The sequence below is a fragment of the Rhodococcus triatomae genome (assembly GCF_014217785.1).
Lineage (GTDB): Bacteria > Actinomycetota > Actinomycetes > Mycobacteriales > Mycobacteriaceae > Rhodococcus_F > Rhodococcus_F triatomae.
The window spans coordinates 1745655-1762371 of the sequence record NZ_CP048814.1 but is presented as its reverse complement, the minus strand read 5'-3'; the positions used below and the strand labels follow the sequence as shown (position 1 = coordinate 1762371).

At 69.2% G+C, this 16717-nt stretch carries 20 protein-coding genes; 14 read left to right on the top strand and 6 right to left on the bottom strand.

The window, feature by feature from the left end; genetic code table 11:
* Positions 1–139 precede the first annotated feature (139 nt).
* Positions 140–475 carry a WhiB family transcriptional regulator gene (locus tag G4H71_RS08255; protein WP_072737322.1) on the top strand — a complete coding sequence of 112 codons (336 nt, stop codon included), beginning with the start codon at positions 140–142 and terminating at the stop codon, positions 473–475.
* A 34-nt stretch (positions 476–509) separates the two neighbouring features.
* On the opposite strand, the gene bagB is transcribed toward G4H71_RS08255, so the two are convergent.
* Both bagB and bagA read right to left on the bottom strand, forming a co-directional pair.
* Positions 510–1694 carry an ATPase BagB gene (bagB, locus tag G4H71_RS08250; RefSeq protein ID WP_083343053.1) on the bottom strand — a complete coding sequence of 395 codons (1185 nt, stop codon included), beginning with the start codon at positions 1692–1694 and terminating at the stop codon, positions 510–512.
* A gap of 1 nt (position 1695) precedes the next feature.
* Positions 1696–2733: an ATPase BagA gene (gene bagA, locus G4H71_RS08245; protein ID WP_072737321.1), complete on the bottom strand. Its 1038-nt coding sequence runs from the start codon at positions 2731–2733 to the stop codon at positions 1696–1698.
* 54 nt (positions 2734–2787) lie between these two features.
* Between bagA and sp36 the strand changes: the two genes are divergently transcribed.
* The 3 genes from sp36 to G4H71_RS08230 are packed head-to-tail and all read left to right on the top strand — an operon-like array spanning position 2788 to position 4282.
* Positions 2788–2952, top strand: coding sequence for a Sp36 family protein (gene sp36 / locus G4H71_RS08240; RefSeq protein ID WP_072737320.1), 165 nt, complete (start codon positions 2788–2790; stop codon positions 2950–2952).
* Positions 2953–2957: 5 nt separating this feature from the next.
* Positions 2958–3449, top strand: coding sequence for a RidA family protein (locus tag G4H71_RS08235; RefSeq protein ID WP_072737319.1), 492 nt, complete (start codon positions 2958–2960; stop codon positions 3447–3449).
* A gap of 5 nt (positions 3450–3454) precedes the next feature.
* On the top strand, positions 3455–4282 hold the full coding sequence (locus tag G4H71_RS08230; RefSeq protein WP_072737318.1) for an MBL fold metallo-hydrolase: 828 nt from the start codon (positions 3455–3457) through the stop codon (positions 4280–4282).
* A gap of 88 nt (positions 4283–4370) precedes the next feature.
* Here G4H71_RS08230 and G4H71_RS08225 read toward each other — a convergent pair whose 3' ends face one another.
* Together G4H71_RS08225 and G4H71_RS08220 are read right to left on the bottom strand one after the other, a co-directional pair.
* Entirely contained in the window at positions 4371–5045 is a 675-nt protein-coding gene (locus G4H71_RS08225) for a Crp/Fnr family transcriptional regulator (RefSeq protein WP_072737317.1), read from the bottom strand.
* 223 nt (positions 5046–5268) lie between these two features.
* A complete protein-coding gene (locus G4H71_RS08220) occupies positions 5269–5541 on the bottom strand; it encodes a hypothetical protein (RefSeq protein WP_072737316.1) in 273 nt (90 codons plus the stop codon).
* A gap of 183 nt (positions 5542–5724) precedes the next feature.
* Here G4H71_RS08220 and nth point away from each other — a divergent pair, with 183 nt between their 5' ends.
* The 4 genes from nth to G4H71_RS08200 are packed head-to-tail and all read left to right on the top strand — an operon-like array spanning position 5725 to position 9018.
* On the top strand, positions 5725–6432 hold the full coding sequence (gene nth, locus G4H71_RS08215) for an endonuclease III (protein WP_083343054.1): 708 nt from the start codon (positions 5725–5727) through the stop codon (positions 6430–6432).
* Positions 6433–6467: 35 nt separating this feature from the next.
* On the top strand, positions 6468–7082 hold the full coding sequence (locus G4H71_RS08210; protein WP_072737533.1) for a TlpA family protein disulfide reductase: 615 nt from the start codon (positions 6468–6470) through the stop codon (positions 7080–7082).
* Positions 7079–7828: an NUDIX hydrolase gene (locus tag G4H71_RS08205; RefSeq protein WP_072737314.1), complete on the top strand. Its 750-nt coding sequence runs from the start codon at positions 7079–7081 to the stop codon at positions 7826–7828. Before G4H71_RS08210 ends, G4H71_RS08205 begins: the two co-directional genes overlap by 4 nt.
* A complete protein-coding gene (locus G4H71_RS08200) occupies positions 7825–9018 on the top strand; it encodes a MarP family serine protease (protein ID WP_072737313.1) in 1194 nt (397 codons plus the stop codon). The genes G4H71_RS08205 and G4H71_RS08200 overlap by 4 nt, the downstream gene beginning before the upstream one ends.
* A gap of 27 nt (positions 9019–9045) precedes the next feature.
* On the opposite strand, the gene G4H71_RS08195 is transcribed toward G4H71_RS08200, so the two are convergent.
* Positions 9046–9984 carry an alpha/beta fold hydrolase gene (locus G4H71_RS08195; RefSeq protein ID WP_072737312.1) on the bottom strand — a complete coding sequence of 313 codons (939 nt, stop codon included), beginning with the start codon at positions 9982–9984 and terminating at the stop codon, positions 9046–9048.
* Between the two features lie 10 nt (positions 9985–9994).
* Positions 9995–10498, bottom strand: coding sequence for a phage holin family protein (locus tag G4H71_RS08190; protein ID WP_072737311.1), 504 nt, complete (start codon positions 10496–10498; stop codon positions 9995–9997).
* A gap of 271 nt (positions 10499–10769) precedes the next feature.
* Here G4H71_RS08190 and G4H71_RS08185 point away from each other — a divergent pair, with 271 nt between their 5' ends.
* The 6 genes from G4H71_RS08185 to G4H71_RS08160 are packed head-to-tail and all read left to right on the top strand — an operon-like array spanning position 10770 to position 16542.
* Positions 10770–13586 carry a DUF4040 family protein gene (locus G4H71_RS08185; RefSeq protein ID WP_072737310.1) on the top strand — a complete coding sequence of 939 codons (2817 nt, stop codon included), beginning with the start codon at positions 10770–10772 and terminating at the stop codon, positions 13584–13586.
* A complete protein-coding gene (locus G4H71_RS08180) occupies positions 13583–13963 on the top strand; it encodes a sodium:proton antiporter (protein WP_072737309.1) in 381 nt (126 codons plus the stop codon). The genes G4H71_RS08185 and G4H71_RS08180 overlap by 4 nt, the downstream gene beginning before the upstream one ends.
* Positions 13960–15477 carry a monovalent cation/H+ antiporter subunit D family protein gene (locus tag G4H71_RS08175; protein WP_072737308.1) on the top strand — a complete coding sequence of 506 codons (1518 nt, stop codon included), beginning with the start codon at positions 13960–13962 and terminating at the stop codon, positions 15475–15477. Before G4H71_RS08180 ends, G4H71_RS08175 begins: the two co-directional genes overlap by 4 nt.
* Complete coding sequence (locus G4H71_RS08170; protein ID WP_072737307.1) at positions 15474–15893, top strand: Na+/H+ antiporter subunit E; 420 nt, start codon at positions 15474–15476, stop codon at positions 15891–15893. Before G4H71_RS08175 ends, G4H71_RS08170 begins: the two co-directional genes overlap by 4 nt.
* Positions 15890–16150 (top strand): MrpF/PhaF family protein, encoded by a 261-nt coding sequence (locus G4H71_RS08165; RefSeq protein ID WP_246442405.1) that lies wholly within the window; start codon positions 15890–15892, stop codon positions 16148–16150. Before G4H71_RS08170 ends, G4H71_RS08165 begins: the two co-directional genes overlap by 4 nt.
* Positions 16147–16542 (top strand): cation:proton antiporter, encoded by a 396-nt coding sequence (locus G4H71_RS08160; RefSeq protein ID WP_074700636.1) that lies wholly within the window; start codon positions 16147–16149, stop codon positions 16540–16542. The genes G4H71_RS08165 and G4H71_RS08160 overlap by 4 nt, the downstream gene beginning before the upstream one ends.
* Positions 16543–16717 lie beyond the last annotated feature (175 nt).

The following is a 16717-nucleotide window of genomic DNA, read 5'->3' as shown; positions in this document are numbered from 1 at the left end:
AAATTGTGAGAAACAGTGTGACGTAGATAACACCCGATTGCGAATGTCGCGAAGTTATGCGGGGTACAGACCTTGTGAACGGCGTGAACATTGTGAACACCGTGAACAGCGGTGTTCGGACACGAAGAGGGGACACAGCATGCACACATCCACCCCGTCCGCCCATCTGAACGTCGAACAGGCCGAAGCGCGAATCGCCTGGGTGACGCAGGCTCGCTGCCGTCAGGTCGATCCCGACCAGTTGTTCGTTCGCGGCGCGGCGCAGCGCAAGGCCGCGACCATCTGCCGTCACTGCCCGGTGCTGATGCAGTGCGGGGCGGACGCTCTCGACAACCGCGTCGAGTTCGGGGTCTGGGGTGGAATGACCGAACGCCAGCGCCGTGCCCTCCTCAAGCAGCATCCCGAGGTCGAGTCCTGGTCCGACTTCTTCGCGGCCCAGCGTGAACGCCAGGCCACGCAGTCCGCTGCGGGCTGACCGGACTCGGTCCGGCACCCCGCGGGTGACCGGTTCAGCCGACCCGGGTGAGCTGGTCGCCCACCGCCCGTAGCGCCTCGAGGTCCGAGACCTCGAACGGCAGCGAGGGCACCCCCACGGTGGCGACGCGCGGATGCGCCGAGGTGAACCGCGCGAGGAGACCGACCTCGCGCTTGGCGGTCACCGCCCGCCGCTCGTGAATCCTCAGCACCGCCGCGGCGAGTTCGCCGTCCTCGGACGGCTCCCGGCCTTCGAGTAGGTCGGCCGCGGATCCGGCGCGATCGGCACCGAGCCGGGACAGCGTCGGGTGGGTGCGGTTGAGAACCAGACCCGCCAGCGGCATCCCGTCCGCGCCGAGCCGGTCCACGAAGTAGGCAGCCTCCCGTAGTGCGTCCGGTTCGGCTGCCGCGACCACGACGAATTGCGTGGCCGGCTGACGGAGCAGTTCGTACGTACTGGTGGCACGTTCCCGGAAGCCGCCGAACATCGAGTCGAGGGATTGGACGAAACTCGAGGCGTCCGACAACATCTGACTGCCGACGATGGTCGAGACACCCTTGAGCGCGAGCCCCATCGCCCCGGTGACGAAGCGGGTGATGCCGCGACCGGGCGCCGCGAGCAGCCGGATCATCCGGCCGTCGAGGAACGCGCCGAGACGCTGCGGCGCGTCCAGGAAGTCCAGCGCATTGCGCGACGGCGGTGTGTCCACCACGACCAGATCCCATTCGCCGCTCGAGGCGAGCTGGCCGAGCTTCTCCATCGCCATGTACTCCTGCGTGCCGGAGAAGGAGGTGGCGACCGTCTGATAGAAGGGATTCGCGAGAATCTGCTCCGCCTTCTCCGGCTCGGCGTGTTCGAGCACCATCTCGTCGAACGTGCGGCGCATGTTCAGCATCATGGCGTGGAGTTCGCCCGTCGCGCCCTCGGCCAGATCGACCGGCTGCGGGGTGTTGTCGAGCTCGGCCACACCGAGTGCCTGCGCCAGCCGCCGGGCCGGGTCGATCGTGAGGACCACGACCTTGCGGCCCTGTTCCGCCGCTCGCAGTGCGAGGGCCGCAGCCGTCGTCGTCTTGCCGACACCGCCCGCGCCGCAGCACACCACGATGCGGGTCTGCGGATCCGAGAGCATCCCGGCGACGTCGAGGGCGGGGGCGGTGCGTCGCTCGCGCCGGGCACCGCCGCCACTCGTGTTCTCGTTGTCCGCATTCTTTCCGGCCATGTCACCGCACCCCCTGATCGCCGAGGAGAGCGGCCAGCTCGTACAGGCCGCCCAGGTCGATGCCGTCCACCAGGGACGGCAGTTCCAGTCGTGAACCGGGCACGTCCGCGAGCTGCCGAGTGCTCTCGGCCTGGGCCTGGAGCACCGAGGCATGTTCGATCGTCTCGGTGAGCAGGCCGGCGAAGTCGTCGTCGGGCAGGTCCAACCCCGCCGACGACAGTCCGGCACGGATCGCGTCCGCGTCCAGCACGCCTTTCGCGGCGTCCGTCACCGCCGACTCCGGAAGGAACCGTGGCGTGGTGCGATTGACGACGACGGCACCGAGCCGGAGGTCGGAACCGGCGAGTTCCGCAGCGGCATCGGCGGTCTCCTGTACCGGGAGTGCCTCGAGCAGCGTGACCAGGTGCACCATCGTCTCGTCCGAGTGGAGCAGCCGGACGACGCCCTCGCTCTGGGAACGGACCGGCCCGCCCTTGGCCAGATCGGCCATCGCCTTGGTGACGTCGAGGAAGCTCCCGATCCGGCCGGTCGGCGGAGCGTCGACGACGACGGCGTCGTAGACGCGCTTGCCCGACTTGTCGGTGCGGACCGCGCACTCCTTGATCTTGCCGGTGAGCAGGACGTCCCGTAGACCCGGTGCGATGGTCGTCGCGAACTCGATCGCACCGAACCGGCGCATGGCCCGGCCGGCGAATCCCAGGTTGTAGAACATCTCGAGGTATTCGAGGAACGCGGTCTCGATGTCGATCGCCAACGCGACCACCTCGCCACCGCCCTCGGCGGCGGCGACCTTGGTCTCCTGCGGTGGGAGCGGGGGAACCTCGAACAGCTGGGCGATGCCCTGACGGCCCTCCACCTCGACCAGCAGTACCCGGCGTCCACCCTCGGCCAGCGCCAGCGCCAGCGCGGCAGCCACCGTGGACTTGCCCGTCCCACCCTTGCCGGACACGAAATGCAGACGGGCGCGGGCCGCGAGGTCCGGCCAGCCGGTCGGCTGTTCCGAGGACCCGGAAAGGGCGGCGTTCGAGGATGCAACCACGAGTGGAGCCTATAAGGCTGGGAGGACGAGCACGCGGGGGATAGGCTCACCCACATGAGTGAATCGACTTCGTGGGAGTACGCGACCGTGCCCCTGCTGACCCATGCCACCAAGCAGATCCTCGACCAGTGGGGAGCCGACGGCTGGGAACTCGTCACCGTGCTGCCCGGCCCCACCGGAGAGCAGCACGTCGCCTACCTGAAGCGTCCGAAGGACTGATTTTCATGGCAGACAACGGAAGTGACCGGAGCTGGACGGGTCGGCTCGTCGAGCTCGGCATCACCCTCCCTCCGGTCGCGGCCCCGGTGGCGGCCTACGTCCCCGCGGTGCGAGCCGGAAACCTCGTCTACACCTCCGGGCAGCTGCCGTTCGTGAACGGGGAACTGCACTCGTCCGGCAAGGTCGGCGCGGAGGTGAGCGAGGAGACCGCCAAGGACGCCGCCAAGCTCTGTGGGCTCAACGCGCTCGCGGCTCTGGACTCCCTCGTCGGCATCGACACCGTGGTGCGCATCGTGAAGGTCACCGGGTTCGTCGCGTCCGCGGACGGTTTCACCGGCCAGCCGGGCGTCGTCAACGGTGCGTCCGAGCTGTTCGGCGAGATCTTCGGTGACGTGGGTGTGCACGCCCGGTCCGCGGTGGGTGTCGCCGAGTTGCCGCTGGGTGCTCCCGTCGAGGTCGAGTTGATCGCCCAGGTGATTCCGGACGTCCCCGAGTAGCCGCGATGACCCAGAGCGATTCCGCACCGGGAGCGTCTCCACCGAGTCACCCCGCCTATGCGCAGCTGCGGCAGGTCACACCCGTCGCGGCGGTGATGCTCGAGAACAATCCGGGGATGATGACGCTGGACGGCACCAACACGTGGGTGTTGCGTGCACCGGGCCGGGACGAGTGCGTCGTCGTCGATCCCGGTGACCACGACGAGGAGCATCTGCACCGGGTCGCCGGGATCGGGCCGGTGGCGCTGACGCTCGTCACCCACCGGCACTTCGACCACACCGGCGGTGTCGAGAAGTTCGCCGAGATCACCGGCGCCCCCGTGCGCGCCGTCGACCACCGGTTCCATCGGGGTGGCGGCACGGCCTTCGAGCAGGGTGAGGTGATCGAGGTGGCCGGGCTGGTATTGCGGATTCTGCCGACGCCGGGTCACACGGCCGACTCGGTGTCCGTCGTGATCGAACCGGACCGTTCCCAGCCGGGGGCGGTCCTCACCGGAGACACCATCCTGGGTCGGGGCACCACCGTCCTCGACGACAGCGACGGCGACCTCGGCGACTACCTGACGTCACTGCGGGACCTGATCGGTCTCGGCGGTGGGCGCACCGTGTTGCCCGGGCACGGCCCGGACCTGCCCGACCTGGAGACCGTCGCCCGCCAGTACCTCGCGCATCGTGAGGATCGGCTGGCTCAGGTCCGCTCCGCACTGGACACCCTCGGTGCGGACGCGCCGGTACGCGCCGTCGTCGAGCAGGTGTATTCGGACGTCGACCCGACACTGTGGCCGGTGGCCGAGAAGTCGGTCAACGTGCAGCTGGAGTACCTGCGCCGCTGAGTGCGCTGCCGGACCCGACACCGGCACGATGCCCCATCGGTTCGATCTGACGAAACCGGTGTGACATCGTGCCGGGTGGGGGAGTCGATCAGCGGGCGCGGCGGGCCAGACGCTCGGAGTCCGAGATCAGCACGCTCTTGCCCTCGAGCCGCAGCCAGCCGCGGTGGGCGAAGTCGGCGAGCGCCTTGTTGACCGTCTCGCGGGAGGCGCCGACGAGCTGGGCGATCTCTTCCTGCGTCAGATCGTGCGTGACGCGCAGTGCGCCCGCCTCCTGGGTGCCGAAGCGCTGCGCCAGCTGCAGCAGGGCCTTGGCGACGCGGCCGGGGACGTCGGTGAAGATGAGGTCCGCCAGGTTGTTGTTGGTGCGGCGCAGACGACGCGCGAGGACACGCAGCAACTGCTCGGCGATCTCGGGGCGGTGGTCGATCCACTGCTTGAGCGCCTCGCGGTCCATGCTCACGGCACGCACCTCGGTGACCGTGGTGGCGGTGGAGGTACGCGGCCCGGGATCGAAGATCGACAGTTCGCCGAACATGTCGGACGGGCCCATGATCGTGAGCAGGTTCTCCCGGCCGTCCGGGGAACGGCGTCCGATCTTCACCTTGCCGGACACGATGATGTACAGGCGGTCGCCGGGTTCACCCTCGTTGAAGATGACATGTCCGCGGGGGAAGTCGACGGGCTGCAGCTGCTTGGTCAGCGCCGCTACCGCTGAGGGCTCGACTCCTTGGAAGATGCCGGCTCTTGCCAGGACGTCGTCCACGTGCGCTCCTTGAGAAATCGTTCTGCGAAATCGTGTGTTGTGTCATTCTGCGCACCCGTGTCGAACGGTGGTTCGACTTCGTTGCAGACGACGACCGGATCAGCGCTCGTGGTGCCGCATGCAACTGGTACGCGTGAAGTCTACGTTGACCTCGTGCCCAGCGAGTGACCGATACCACGTTACTGTCCGATTCGTTCGGAAGCGGGTCATGCGGCCCGGCGAGTCATCCGGCCTGTCCGGAACCGACGGCGTGGATGCCCGTGGGGCGGGGCTCGTTGCCTGCTGCGCCCTTGCGGCGAAGGTGGAAACGGTCGAGCGCATTCGGGAATCCCTCCTGCGCCAGCGCCGCGACCTCGTCGTGACTTGCCTGGTCGAGGAACTCTTCGACCTCCTGCTGGCGGACGGAGAAGCGACGGAGACGGAACTCCACACGCTCCATCGCCAACGCGAACAGCATGAGCAGCACTGGGAAGAGGATCACAGCGAGACCTTGCATACTGGGCAGTAAACACGCCCAAGGTCTCAGAAGCGACACGGCCCCGACACGGACTCGGCGGCTGCGGAATCGTGACCTGGCCGGGTCCGTACAGTTGACGGCGTGTCTTCTTCCACGCCCGTGCAGCGGCGGTCGCCGCGCGCGCCGGAGTCGCATCTGGCGCTCGTCCGCAGGGCACGGCGGATGAATCGCACCCTCGCGGTCGCTTTTCCGCACGTGTACTGCGAACTCGATTTCACCACTCCGCTCGAGCTGACCGTGGCCACGATCCTGTCCGCGCAGACGACGGACGTGCGCGTGAATCAGGTCACTCCGTCGCTTTTCGCCCGGTATCCCGACGCCCGCGCCTACGCGGAGGCCGATCGCACCGAGCTCGAGGAGTATCTGCGTCCGACCGGGTTCTACCGGAACAAGGCGAATTCGCTGATCGGGCTCGGGCAGGCCCTACTCGAACGTTTCGACGGCGAGGTACCGCGCACCCTGAAGCAACTCGTCACTCTCCCCGGTGTCGGCCGGAAGACGGCGAACGTGATTCTCGGCAACGCCTTCGACGTCCCGGGGATCACGGTCGACACGCATTTCGGACGGCTCGTGCGGCGATGGAAGTGGACGGACGACGAGGATCCGGTGAAGGTCGAGCACGCGGTCGGCGCGCTGATCGAGCGCAAGGAATGGACCCTGCTGTCGCATCGGGTGATCTTCCACGGTCGCCGGGTGTGTCACGCCAGGAAACCGGCCTGCGGAGTGTGCGTCCTCGCCAAGGACTGCCCGTCGTTCGGGCTCGGCCCGGTCGACAAGGAAACGGCGGCGAAACTGGTCAAGGGTCCGGAGACGGAGCACCTGCTGGCGCTGGCCGGCATCGCGGAATCGTCAGGTACCGACGGGCAGTGAGCAATTCGGCACGGTGGTCCCTGGTGGCTCTGGTGATGGTCGCGGCCCTCGTCGTCGCGATCTGGCCGCGCGGCGAGGACGAGGCGTCGTCGTACGACGACAGGTTCGGGCAGACCGGCAGAACTCCGGTCGGCGAGGTCGATGCCGACCCGTCCACGCTCACCGCCCTCCGGGCGGACGCCGCCCTCGAGGCCTGTCCGGAACCCGGAACAGCCGGTGCCGGGGCCGCATTGGCGGGGATCACGCTGTCCTGCCTCGCCGACGGCACGCCGGTCGACCTGGCCGACGCGTTGGCGGGACGCCCCGCTCTGGTGAACCTGTGGGCCTACTGGTGTGCTCCCTGCGCCGAGGAACTGCCCTATCTCCAGGAGTTTTCGGCCAGGGCAGGGGACGCGGTTACTGTTCTCACGGTGCACAGCGATCCCAACGAGACCGAAGCACTCGGCCGACTCGTCGCCTACGACGTGTCGCTGTCCGGGGTACAGGACCCGTCCGGACGGGTCCGGGCCGCGGTGAGTGCCCCACCGGTGCTGCCCGTGTCGGTGCTCGTCCGCGCCGACGGAACGGTCGCCAAGGTCCTGCCCCAGCCGTTCCACAGCGTCGACGAGATCGCCGACGCCGTGGACGAGCATCTGGGAGTCGCGGTATGAGCGGGAACCGGGTGCCCGACTGGTTGCGTGGCGTCGTCGAGCGCACACCGAGCGATCCCCATCACCTCAACCCGGTCGTCGGCCGGCGTGCGCCCGACGGGGCACCGGTGCGGGACGCGGCCGTTCTGATCCTGTTCGGCGGCCCGGCCGAGGCCGACCCCCTGGTGCGTGGGGGACTGCCACCGGACGCAGACATCCTGCTGACCCAGCGTGCCGCGACCATGCGCCAGCACAGCGGGCAGGTCGCCTTCCCCGGCGGTGCCGCCGACCCGGGCGACGACGGACCGATCGGGACCGCGCTCCGTGAAGCGGAGGAGGAGACGGGGCTCGACCCTGCCGGGGTTCGCCCGCTGACCGTGCTGCCCGAGATCTTCGTCCCCCCGTCCGGCTTCGACGTCACCCCGGTGCTGGCGTACTGGGAGCGACCCTGCCCGGTAGGGGTCGTCGATCCGGCCGAGGCGGCCCGGGTGGTGCGGGTGCCGTTGCACACGCTCATCGACCCGGCACACCGGTTCCAGGTGTCCCATCCGGCCGGCTATCAGGGGCCGGCCTTCACCGCCGACGGCATGCTCGTCTGGGGATTCACGGCAGGCATCCTCGCCGCGTTGCTCGCGGTGTCGGGGTGGGAGGTGCCCTGGGACACCGACGACGTCCGTGATCTCGAGTCCGCGCTGGCCGATGCGGGCCAGGATTGGGAAGGGCCGGCCACCGACACGGCCGACGGCAGGCCGGAGCGTGCGCGGTGACCGGATCGAACTGGCTCGACGTCCTGCTCGTCGTCGTCGCGCTGATCGCTGCCGCGTCCGGCTGGCGGCAGGGGGCGGTCGCCTCCGTCCTCGCCTTCGTCGGGGTCGTGCTCGGTGCGGTGGCGGGCATCATGATCGCGCCTCATCTGCTGGTCCACATCGAGGACTCCCGCTGGCGGATCCTCGCCGGGATCTGTCTGATCGTGCTGCTGGTGATCATCGGCGAGGTCGCCGGGATGGTGCTCGGCCGCGCGGCCCGGGGCAACATGCACAGTCCCGTCGCCCGGTCGGTGGACAGCATCGTCGGTGCCGGCGTACAGGCGGTGGCAGTGTTCGTCGCCGCGTGGTTGTTGGCGATTCCGCTCGCCTCGTCGTCGCAGCCGCAGATCGCAGCGGCCGTGCGCGGCTCGTCGGCACTGCAGTTCGTCGACGACCTGGCCCCGGACTGGCTGCGGGATCTGCCCGCCGAGTTCTCCGCTCTCCTGGACACGTCCGGTCTGCCCGAGGTCATGGGGCCGTTCGGCCGGACTCCGATCACGACCGTCGAGCCGCCCGACCCGAGCGTGCTGGAGAGCCCCGTCGCGCAGCGTCTGCAACCGAGTGTGCTCCGGATTCGCGGGGTGGCACCCAGCTGTCAGCGGGCGCTCGAGGGGTCCGGTTTCGTCGTCGCTCCCGAGCGGGTGATGACCAACGCGCACGTCGTCGCGGGCACTGCGGGCGTGGTCGTCGACACGATCGACGGTGGCAGTCTCGACGCCGAGGTGATCCTGTTCGATCCGGGCACCGACGTCGCCGTGCTGCGGGTACCCGGGCTGGACGCCACACCGCTCGACCTGGCCCCGGAGCCGGGACGGACCGGGGACGACGCCCTCGTGCTCGGCTACCCGGGTGGCGGACCGTACACCGCGAGTGCCGTCCGGATCCGCGAGGTGCTCAACCTCGAGGGGCCGGACATCTACCGCAGCGGCACGGTCACCCGCGAGGTCTACACCGTGCGCGGATCCATCCGGCAGGGCAACTCCGGGGGGCCGCTCGTCGACGTCGAGGGCCGTGTCCTCGGGGTGGTGTTCGGCGCCGCGGTGGACAACACGGACACCGGCTTCGCCCTCACCACCGGTGAGGTGTCCCGGCAGCTGGAGCTGGCCTCCGGCACGGGCGCGGCAGTCGGTACCGGCGCCTGCATCGGCTGATCGCGGAACGGCGCCGCGAGCGGCTCGTCAGCCGGTGGTGTCGTCGAGGAAGGCGCCGAGCTTCGCCGTCGTGAACTCCGGTGCCTCCCAGTGCACGTAGTGACCGATTCCCGGAGCCGATTCGACGTGCCGGTGCGGCGCGAGGCGGTCGCCGTGACGGATCGTCGGAGCGAGGATGTACGGGTCCAGTTCGCCGTGCAGGTGCAGGACCGGTAGATCCACCACCCGGTCCATCGCGTGCATGAAGCGGCGTCCGTCGGGACGGAACTGGCTGCGGAAGGCCCACCGCTGGTACTCCAGGGTGCAGTGCGCCGCGCCGGGGATGCGGATGGCCGAACGCATCCGCGTCACCACGTCCCGGTAGTCGTCCCGACGCGGGAATGCCGGTCCGCTCCGGTCACGGATCAGCTGTTCGACCCGGTCGCCGCCGTCTGCGGTGAGGCGCCGCTCCGGCCGCCACGGCAGCTGGCAGGCGAGGAACGAGGGCAGCAGCGCCGCGCGCTGGCGCCGGTCGCGCAGCACCGATTCCTTCAGCGCCACCGGGTGGGGCGATCCGATCAGCGCGATCGAGCGGACCAGGCGGGGATGGAGGATGGCGGTCGCCCAGCAGACGAGGCCGCCGTCGGCGTGCCCGATCAGCGTCGCGTCGGCGTGCCCGAGGGCGCGGATCAATCCCGCGATGTCCCCGGCGAGGGTCCATCCGTCGTATCCGCGCGGCGGCTTGTCGGAATCGCCGTATCCCCGGAGATCGACGGCGACGACACGGTAGCCCTGCTCGGTGAGCGCGGGAATCTGGTGGCGCCACGACCACCAGAAGTCCGCGAACCCGTGCAGCAGGACCGCCAGCGGCGCGCTCGGAGTGCCCCCGGGCGACTGCACGGTGTGGAACCGGATTCCGTTGGCGTGGACGTCGAGATGTTCCCACGGTCCGGGAAAGCGGACCGTCGACGGATCAGGTGCCGGCACAGCCCGTCGTCTATTTCGCGTGTCGCCCGGTGGGGACGGGCTCGTGGCCTGCCGCCGACAGCACCGACCCCGTCGTCTTCAAGGACTCGATGGTCTTCTCCGGAGCCCGGATCTTCTTCACCCGCCGATAGCCGATGAACGCGAGGATCGCGGTGGCCACGACCATGATGAGGAACACGATGAGGAAGGCCAGCCAACGAGCGACCCACACGTCCAGCAACTCGGCGAGGAAGAAGAAGAAGAAGAACGAACTGAAGAGCAGGACGGTGAAGGCGAGGATGAAGAACACGCTGCCCTGCAGGCCCCGCTTGACCTCGCCGGTCACCTCGGCCTTGGCCAGCTCCACCTCGGCGCGCACGAGCGTCGACATCTGCGTCGTCGCATCCTTGACCAGCGCGCCGATACTCGCGTCGGCCGGGGTCCGGGCATCGACGTCGGTCAACGGGATGGACGTGACGGTGCGCGGTACCCCGTCACCGGTGTAGCGCTCGTACGTGCCGTCGGTGTTGCTCACTAGTCGACCCCTCCAGGTAGCTCGTGTGGTTGCTCGGCGTCGTGTGCCGCTGTCGCATGCACTCGAACACCTCGCAACAGTAGTGCGGATCCGTTCGGGGAGGCAGCCACCGACCGCCACCCCGCCGCGGGGAGTTCTGCTACGTGCAGGCTAGCGGCACGCCGGATGCGGCGATGGCGGACCGCACGGCGGGATCGGATAGATTGAGCGGCGGTGTGCCGGGAAGCCTGGTCGGCGTCTGCATTCGTCGACGGCTCGTGAAGGTGGCTGCATGGTCTTGGTCTGGGCGTTGATCGTCCTGTCGGCGGCGGCCGTCGCCGCCCCGTTCGTCGATCGCGCCGTCGGCAGGGCCACCGGCTGGATCCTCGCCGCGGTGTTCACGACGGTCGGCGCCGTGGTCGCGGTCGTCGCCACGCCCCAACTCGCGGATTCCGGCGTCGTACAGGTGACACACGCATGGATCCCGGCCCTCGGGATCGACTTCTCGCTACGTCTGGACGGCACCGCATTCCTGTTCCTGGTGCTCGTGCTCGGCGTGGGTGCGCTGATCATGGCGTACTCGGCGAGCTATTTCGGCCACGGCAGGCACGGCGGTTTCTACCTTCTGATGACGCTGTTCGCCGCGTCCATGTTCGGGCTCGTCCTCGCGGACGACATCGTGTTGCTGTTCGTGTTCTGGGAGTTCACGACGATCTGCTCGTTCTTCCTGATCGGACGTTCCGGTGCGAGGGCGAGCGGCCCCGCCGTACGTACCTTCCTGCTCACCGGCGCGGGCGGGCTGGCACTGCTCGCCGCCGTGGTCACGATGTGGTCGTTCACCGGCACGACAAACCTCGGCGCGATACTCGCGGATCCGATCTGGCACGAGAACACCGCGTTCTCGACCAGTGTGGGAATCCTGATCGCGGTCGCCGCCTTCACGAAGTCCGCGCAGTTCCCGTTCCACTACTGGCTTCCGGACGCGATGGCCGCCGCGACGCCGGTGAGTGCCTATCTGCACGCCGCGGCGATGGTCAAGGCGGGGATCTACCTGCTGATGCGGTTCTCGCCCGCGCTCGGCGCGAACGGCGTCTGGCAGGCGATGCTGATCGGCGTGGGCCTGCTCACCGCGGTCCTCGGCGCCGTGTTCGCACTGCAACGCCACGACCTCAAGGAACTGCTCGCCTATTCCACCGTGAGCCAGCTGGGCCTGATCGTCGCCGTCATCGGGGTGGGGACGCCCACCGCGCTCGCCGCGGCCGGGTTGCACACCCTCGCCCACGCCCTGTTCAAGGCGACGCTGTTCATGCTGGTCGGGGTGATCGACCGGGAAGTGGGCAGCCGGGACATCCGGCAGCTCACCGGCCTGTGGCGGGTCATGCCGGTCACCGGAGTTCTCGCCGCGCTGTCGGCGGCCTCGATGGCGGGGATACCCCCGCTCCTCGGCTTCGTCTCCAAGGAGAACCTGTTCGGCGCCTATCTCGAGGCGCCGGGGCCGCAGTTCGCGGGCGGGGTCGTCGGTGCCGTCGCGGTATCGGCGTCGATCCTCACGTTCGCCTACTCCTTCCGCATCGTCTACGGCGCGTTCGGTGGTCCCACCACGCAGGCCCGGCTGCACGACCCGTCGATCGCGTTCCGCGTGCCCGCCGCGGTCTCCTCGATCGCCGGACTCGTCCTGGGGTTGAATTCGCAGTGGCTCGCCCCGCTGGTGGATCGCATCTCCCTCGACACCCAGGGCGAGGTGGGCAACGTCCACCTGGCGCTCTGGTACGGGTTCACACCCGCACTGTGGATGTCGGTGACCGCGATCGCCGTCGGTAGCCTGCTGTTCCTGCGCCGCGACGCGGTCGACCGGGTACTCGACCGGGATCTGTTCCCCGTGCGGGGGGTCGACGTGTTCGAGCGGATCCACGCGGGGACCATCGCGTTCGGCGCCCGGGTCGGAGACCTGACCAGGTCCCAGTCGCCGACCCGGCACCTGGCTGCCCCGCTCCTCGTCCTCGTGGCCTCGGCGGTGGCGGCGCTCGTGCTCGGCGTCGTGGTCGTGCCCTTCCCGGAACCGGTGACGGAGCCGGTCGACTGGCTGCTGCTGGTGCTCGTGGCGGTGGGCGTGCTGGGTGTCGTCTCCACCTCGTCCCGGCTCGCGGCCCTGGCGTTGCTCGGTGTGGTGGGGTTCGCCGTCGCTCTCGTCTTCTTCGTCCTCGGTGCCCCGGACGTGGGGCTCACGCAGCTCCTCGTCGAGGTGCTCACCGTCGTCGTCGCGGTGCTCGTGCTGCGTCGGCTGCCCGCCCGGTTCCGCAGGCCGTCCCGGATGCGGCGCAACGCCGCGGCGGGGGTCGCCGTCGCCGCCGGTGCCGCCGCCGCGTTCGGGACGTACTTCCTCACCGGCCGTCGCGAGCGGTCACCGGCGGCCGACTACTTCGTCGCCGAGACGGAGGCGGTCACCGGTGGTACCAACATCGTCAACACGATCCTCGTGGACTTCCGCGCGCTCGACACCCTCGGCGAGCTCACGGTGCTGGGGATCGCCGGGCTGGTGGTCGCCGGTCTGCTCGATTCGGCGCGATTGCTCCCCACCAGGCCCGACCCACACGCGGAATCTCTGCGGGACACACCCGTCGGATCGGCCGTGGACAACACGCTTCTGGCCCGCACCGTCGGCCGATGGCTGACCCCGGCGCTCATCGTCCTGTCGGTGTATCTCCTGCTCCGTGGACATTACGACCCCGGTGGCGGGTTCATCTCGGCCCTCGTCGGCGGCGCGGCGTTCGCGCTCGCCTATCTGAGTGCCCCCGACGCCGCCCGGGCGCCGATCCGGTTGCCGTACATCGGGCTCATCTGCTCCGGCGTCGCGTTGGGAACCGCAGTCGGTCTGCTCGGCTACGTCGACGGCGCGTTCCTCACTCCGCTGCACTTCACCGTCCCGTTGCCGTGGGGCGGCGACTACCACTTCACCACCGCCCTCGTCTTCGATCTGGGCGTCTACCTCGCGGTGATCGGGATCGTCCTCGCCTCGCTCAACCGGCTGGGACGCGACCCGGGCACCGAGGCGGAGCCGGCGGTGCCCACGCGGGCGGCCCGGTCCGGACGGAACGGAGACGGCCGATGACTCTCGCTCTCCTGGTCGGTGTCCTCGTCGTCGGCGGGGTGTACCTCGTGCTGCAACGCGGGATGGTCCGCATCACCTTCGGTTTCGTGCTGCTCGGCCACGCCGGGAACCTCGTGCTCATGGCGTCGGGGGTGACGTCCGATCGGGACGCCCCGCTGGTGCATCTGTCCGATCTCGCGTCGATGGCGGATGCGCTGCCACAGGCGTTCACCCTCACGGCCATCGTGATCGCCTTCTCCATCACGATCTACATGCTCACGCTGGCCGCGGTCGACGACGGTACGGACGACGACGACACCGTCCCCGACCCCGACCCCGACACCGGCCCCGGTCCCGACAGCCCCGGTCCCGCCGGCCGTGACGAGGAGACCTCATGACCGGAACACTCCTGCCGCTGGCCGTCGCCGTTCCGCTCCTGGCCGCGGCGCTCACGGCAGTCGTCCCCTCGCGGACGGTGCGCGCGGTGATCCTGCTCGCCACTCATCTCGCCGCCGTCGCGTTCGGCGTCGTCCTCGTCGTGGCCGTCGACGGCGGCGAGGTCCTGGTGAGCAACGTCGGTCTGTGGCCGAACGGAATCGCCATCCCGTTCGTCGCCGACATGTTCAGTGCGCTGATGATGACGGTGACCGCGCTGCTCACCCTCGTGTGCTCGTGGTTCGGTGTGGTCGCCGGCGACAGCGACCGCCGATACTTCGCTCCGCTGGTACTGGTGCTGTCCGCCGGTGTCTACGGCGCACTCTTCACCGGCGACCTGTTCAACCTGTTCGTGTTCATCGAGGTGATGTTGCTCCCCTCGTACGGGCTCATCGCGATCTTCGGTGGTGCGCGTCGCCTGTCTGCCGGTCGCCTCTACGTCACGACGAACCTGCTGACGTCGACGATCTTCCTGATCGGGGTCGGCCTCGTGTACGGGGTGGCGGGAACGGTGAACATCGCCGAACTCGCCGGCGCCGCCCGAGAGTCCCCGCTCGTCGCCTCGGCGTGCGCCGTCGTCCTCGTCGCGCTGTGCGTCAAGGCCGCCGTCGTCCCGGTGCACGGATGGCTCACACAGACCTACCCCGACGCGTCGCCGGCCGTGCGGGCGCTGTTCTCCGGACTGCACACCAAGGTCGCGATCTATGCGATCTACCGGATCTACGCGGTGATCTTCGAGGGCGAATCGACGTACCTGTGGATCGCCCTGCTCGTCACCTGCGCCACGATGCTGGTGGGGGTGTTCGGTGCCGTCGGCGAGAACGAGGCGCGCACCATCCTGACATTCCACATGGTCAGCCAGATCGGCTACATCCTGCTCGGTGTGGCACTGTTCGGGCCGATCGGCCTCACCGCCGGGATCTTCTACCTGCTCCATCACATGATCGTGAAGGCGTCGCTGTTCCTGTCGACCGGCGCGGTGGAGACGACGTACGGCACCGACACCCTGGGGTCCGTGCAGGGCCTCGCGAAACGTGAACCACTCGTCGCCGCCGCGTTCTTCGGTGCCGCGCTGTCGCTCGCGGGACTGCCGCCCTTCTCCGGGTTCGTGGCCAAGCTCCTGCTCGCCGAGGCGGCGGTCGAAGAACGTCGGTTCCTGGTCCTGGCAGTGGTGATCGTGGTCAGTCTGCTGACGCTCATGTCCATGCTCAAGATCTGGAAGGGCATGTTCATGGGCAACTACGTCGCCGCTGACCGGCCGCTGGTTCCGGTCGGCGGAGGGGGGCCCACTCGCGCTGCGGCGCAGGCGGACCCGAGGTCGCCGAGGATTCCGTTACGCCTCGCCGGGCCCGCCCTGGTCCTGACCGCCGCGACGCTGTGTGTCGGTCTCGGTGCGCAGGGCGTCCTCGTGCTGGTCGAGCAGGCCGCGGCCGGTTTGTACGATCCCGCCGCCTACGTCGAGGCGGTGCTGCGATGAGCGCCGCACGCCGTGTCACACACCTGATCACCTGGCCGTGGCGGCTGCTCGGGTTCGCCGGCTACTTCGGATGGCTGCTCGTCGTCTCCAACTTGACGGTGATCAGGGACATCGCCACCCCCGGTAGCGACGTGCAGGCCGGCATCGTCGAGTTGCCGCTGCGGTGCCGGACCGATCTCGAGATCACCCTGCTGGCGAATCTGATCTCACTGACCCCGGGGACGCTCACTCTCGCGGTACGTGCCGGGCCCGAGCACCCGGTGCTGTACGTCCACGGCATGTATGCGCCGGAGCCGGGGGCGTTCCGGCGCGAACTCGGTGACCTGGAGGCCCGGATGCTCCGCGCACTCCGGCGGAATGCGAATGTCGGTGCGTTGCCGGGCCGGAGTGCATCGGACAAGGGAGAGCAATCGTGAACCTCGTCGTATGGACGGTCCTGGTCGTCGTCGCACTCACGATGGTCCCGGCGGCCTGGCGGATCCACACCGGGCCCACCGATGCCGATCGCGCGGTGGCCACCGACCTCATCTTCTTCGCGTTCGTCGGAGTGGTCGCCCTGCTGGGCACACAGCTTGCCGAGGGCGTGGTCTTCGACGTGATTCTCGTGGCCACAGTGGTCGGGTTCCTGGCCACGATGTCCATGGCCCGGCTGGTCACCCGGGGGCGGCGATGAACGCGAACGAGATCGTGGGGGCGGTGCTCCTGGTCGCCGGTGCGCTCGTGTTCGCGGCCGGCGCGCTGGGGTTGCTGAGACTGCCGGACGCCTATGCCCGGATCAGCGCGATCACCACCGCGTCGGGTCTCGGGATCTCGCTGCTGATCCTCGGGGTGCTGCTGCTCGACCCGAGCGTTGCCAACGCGGTCAAGGCCGGTGCCGCCATCGTGATCAACCTGGCCACCTCCGCGGTCGGGGGGAACGCGCTGGGGCGGGCCGCCTATCTGGTCGGTGCCCCGTTGTCCGCGCGGACGGGCTACGACGAACTCGGGTCCGCCGGGCAGGGTGGCTCGGGGCAGGCCGACCCAGGGGAGGGTGACACCGGCCAGGAGACGGGTCCGACTCGCTGACCTCGCCGGTGCGGTCCCGCAGGGGCGTCTATTTGCGTCGTGAACTATCCAGGGTGTTCAATTCTCTACTCGGTAGGACTTCCTACTGATTGGGACGGGGTTCCGGAAACCGGATCGCGACCGCCCGGTCGAACAGCATCGAAGTCTCAGGAGTTGCCCCAGTGAGTACCACCGC

What these genes read in the sequence shown, in the direction of transcription:
- G4H71_RS08255 (WP_072737322.1), top strand. Translation starts at nt 140, where the DNA reads ATGCACACATCCACCCCGTCCGCCCATCTGAACGTCGAACAGGCCGAA.
- bagB (WP_083343053.1), bottom strand. Translation starts at nt 1,694, where the DNA reads ATGGCCGGAAAGAATGCGGACAACGAGAACACGAGTGGCGGCGGTGCC.
- sp36 (WP_072737320.1), top strand. Translation starts at nt 2,788, where the DNA reads ATGAGTGAATCGACTTCGTGGGAGTACGCGACCGTGCCCCTGCTGACC.
- G4H71_RS08235 (WP_072737319.1), top strand. Translation starts at nt 2,958, where the DNA reads ATGGCAGACAACGGAAGTGACCGGAGCTGGACGGGTCGGCTCGTCGAG.
- G4H71_RS08230 (WP_072737318.1), top strand. Translation starts at nt 3,455, where the DNA reads ATGACCCAGAGCGATTCCGCACCGGGAGCGTCTCCACCGAGTCACCCC.
- G4H71_RS08220 (WP_072737316.1), bottom strand. Translation starts at nt 5,541, where the DNA reads ATGCAAGGTCTCGCTGTGATCCTCTTCCCAGTGCTGCTCATGCTGTTC.
- nth (WP_083343054.1), top strand. Translation starts at nt 5,725, where the DNA reads ATGAATCGCACCCTCGCGGTCGCTTTTCCGCACGTGTACTGCGAACTC.
- G4H71_RS08210 (WP_072737533.1), top strand. Translation starts at nt 6,468, where the DNA reads ATGGTCGCGGCCCTCGTCGTCGCGATCTGGCCGCGCGGCGAGGACGAG.
- G4H71_RS08205 (WP_072737314.1), top strand. Translation starts at nt 7,079, where the DNA reads ATGAGCGGGAACCGGGTGCCCGACTGGTTGCGTGGCGTCGTCGAGCGC.
- G4H71_RS08185 (WP_072737310.1), top strand. Translation starts at nt 10,770, where the DNA reads ATGGTCTTGGTCTGGGCGTTGATCGTCCTGTCGGCGGCGGCCGTCGCC.
- G4H71_RS08180 (WP_072737309.1), top strand. Translation starts at nt 13,583, where the DNA reads ATGACTCTCGCTCTCCTGGTCGGTGTCCTCGTCGTCGGCGGGGTGTAC.
- G4H71_RS08175 (WP_072737308.1), top strand. Translation starts at nt 13,960, where the DNA reads ATGACCGGAACACTCCTGCCGCTGGCCGTCGCCGTTCCGCTCCTGGCC.
- G4H71_RS08170 (WP_072737307.1), top strand. Translation starts at nt 15,474, where the DNA reads ATGAGCGCCGCACGCCGTGTCACACACCTGATCACCTGGCCGTGGCGG.
- G4H71_RS08160 (WP_074700636.1), top strand. Translation starts at nt 16,147, where the DNA reads ATGAACGCGAACGAGATCGTGGGGGCGGTGCTCCTGGTCGCCGGTGCG.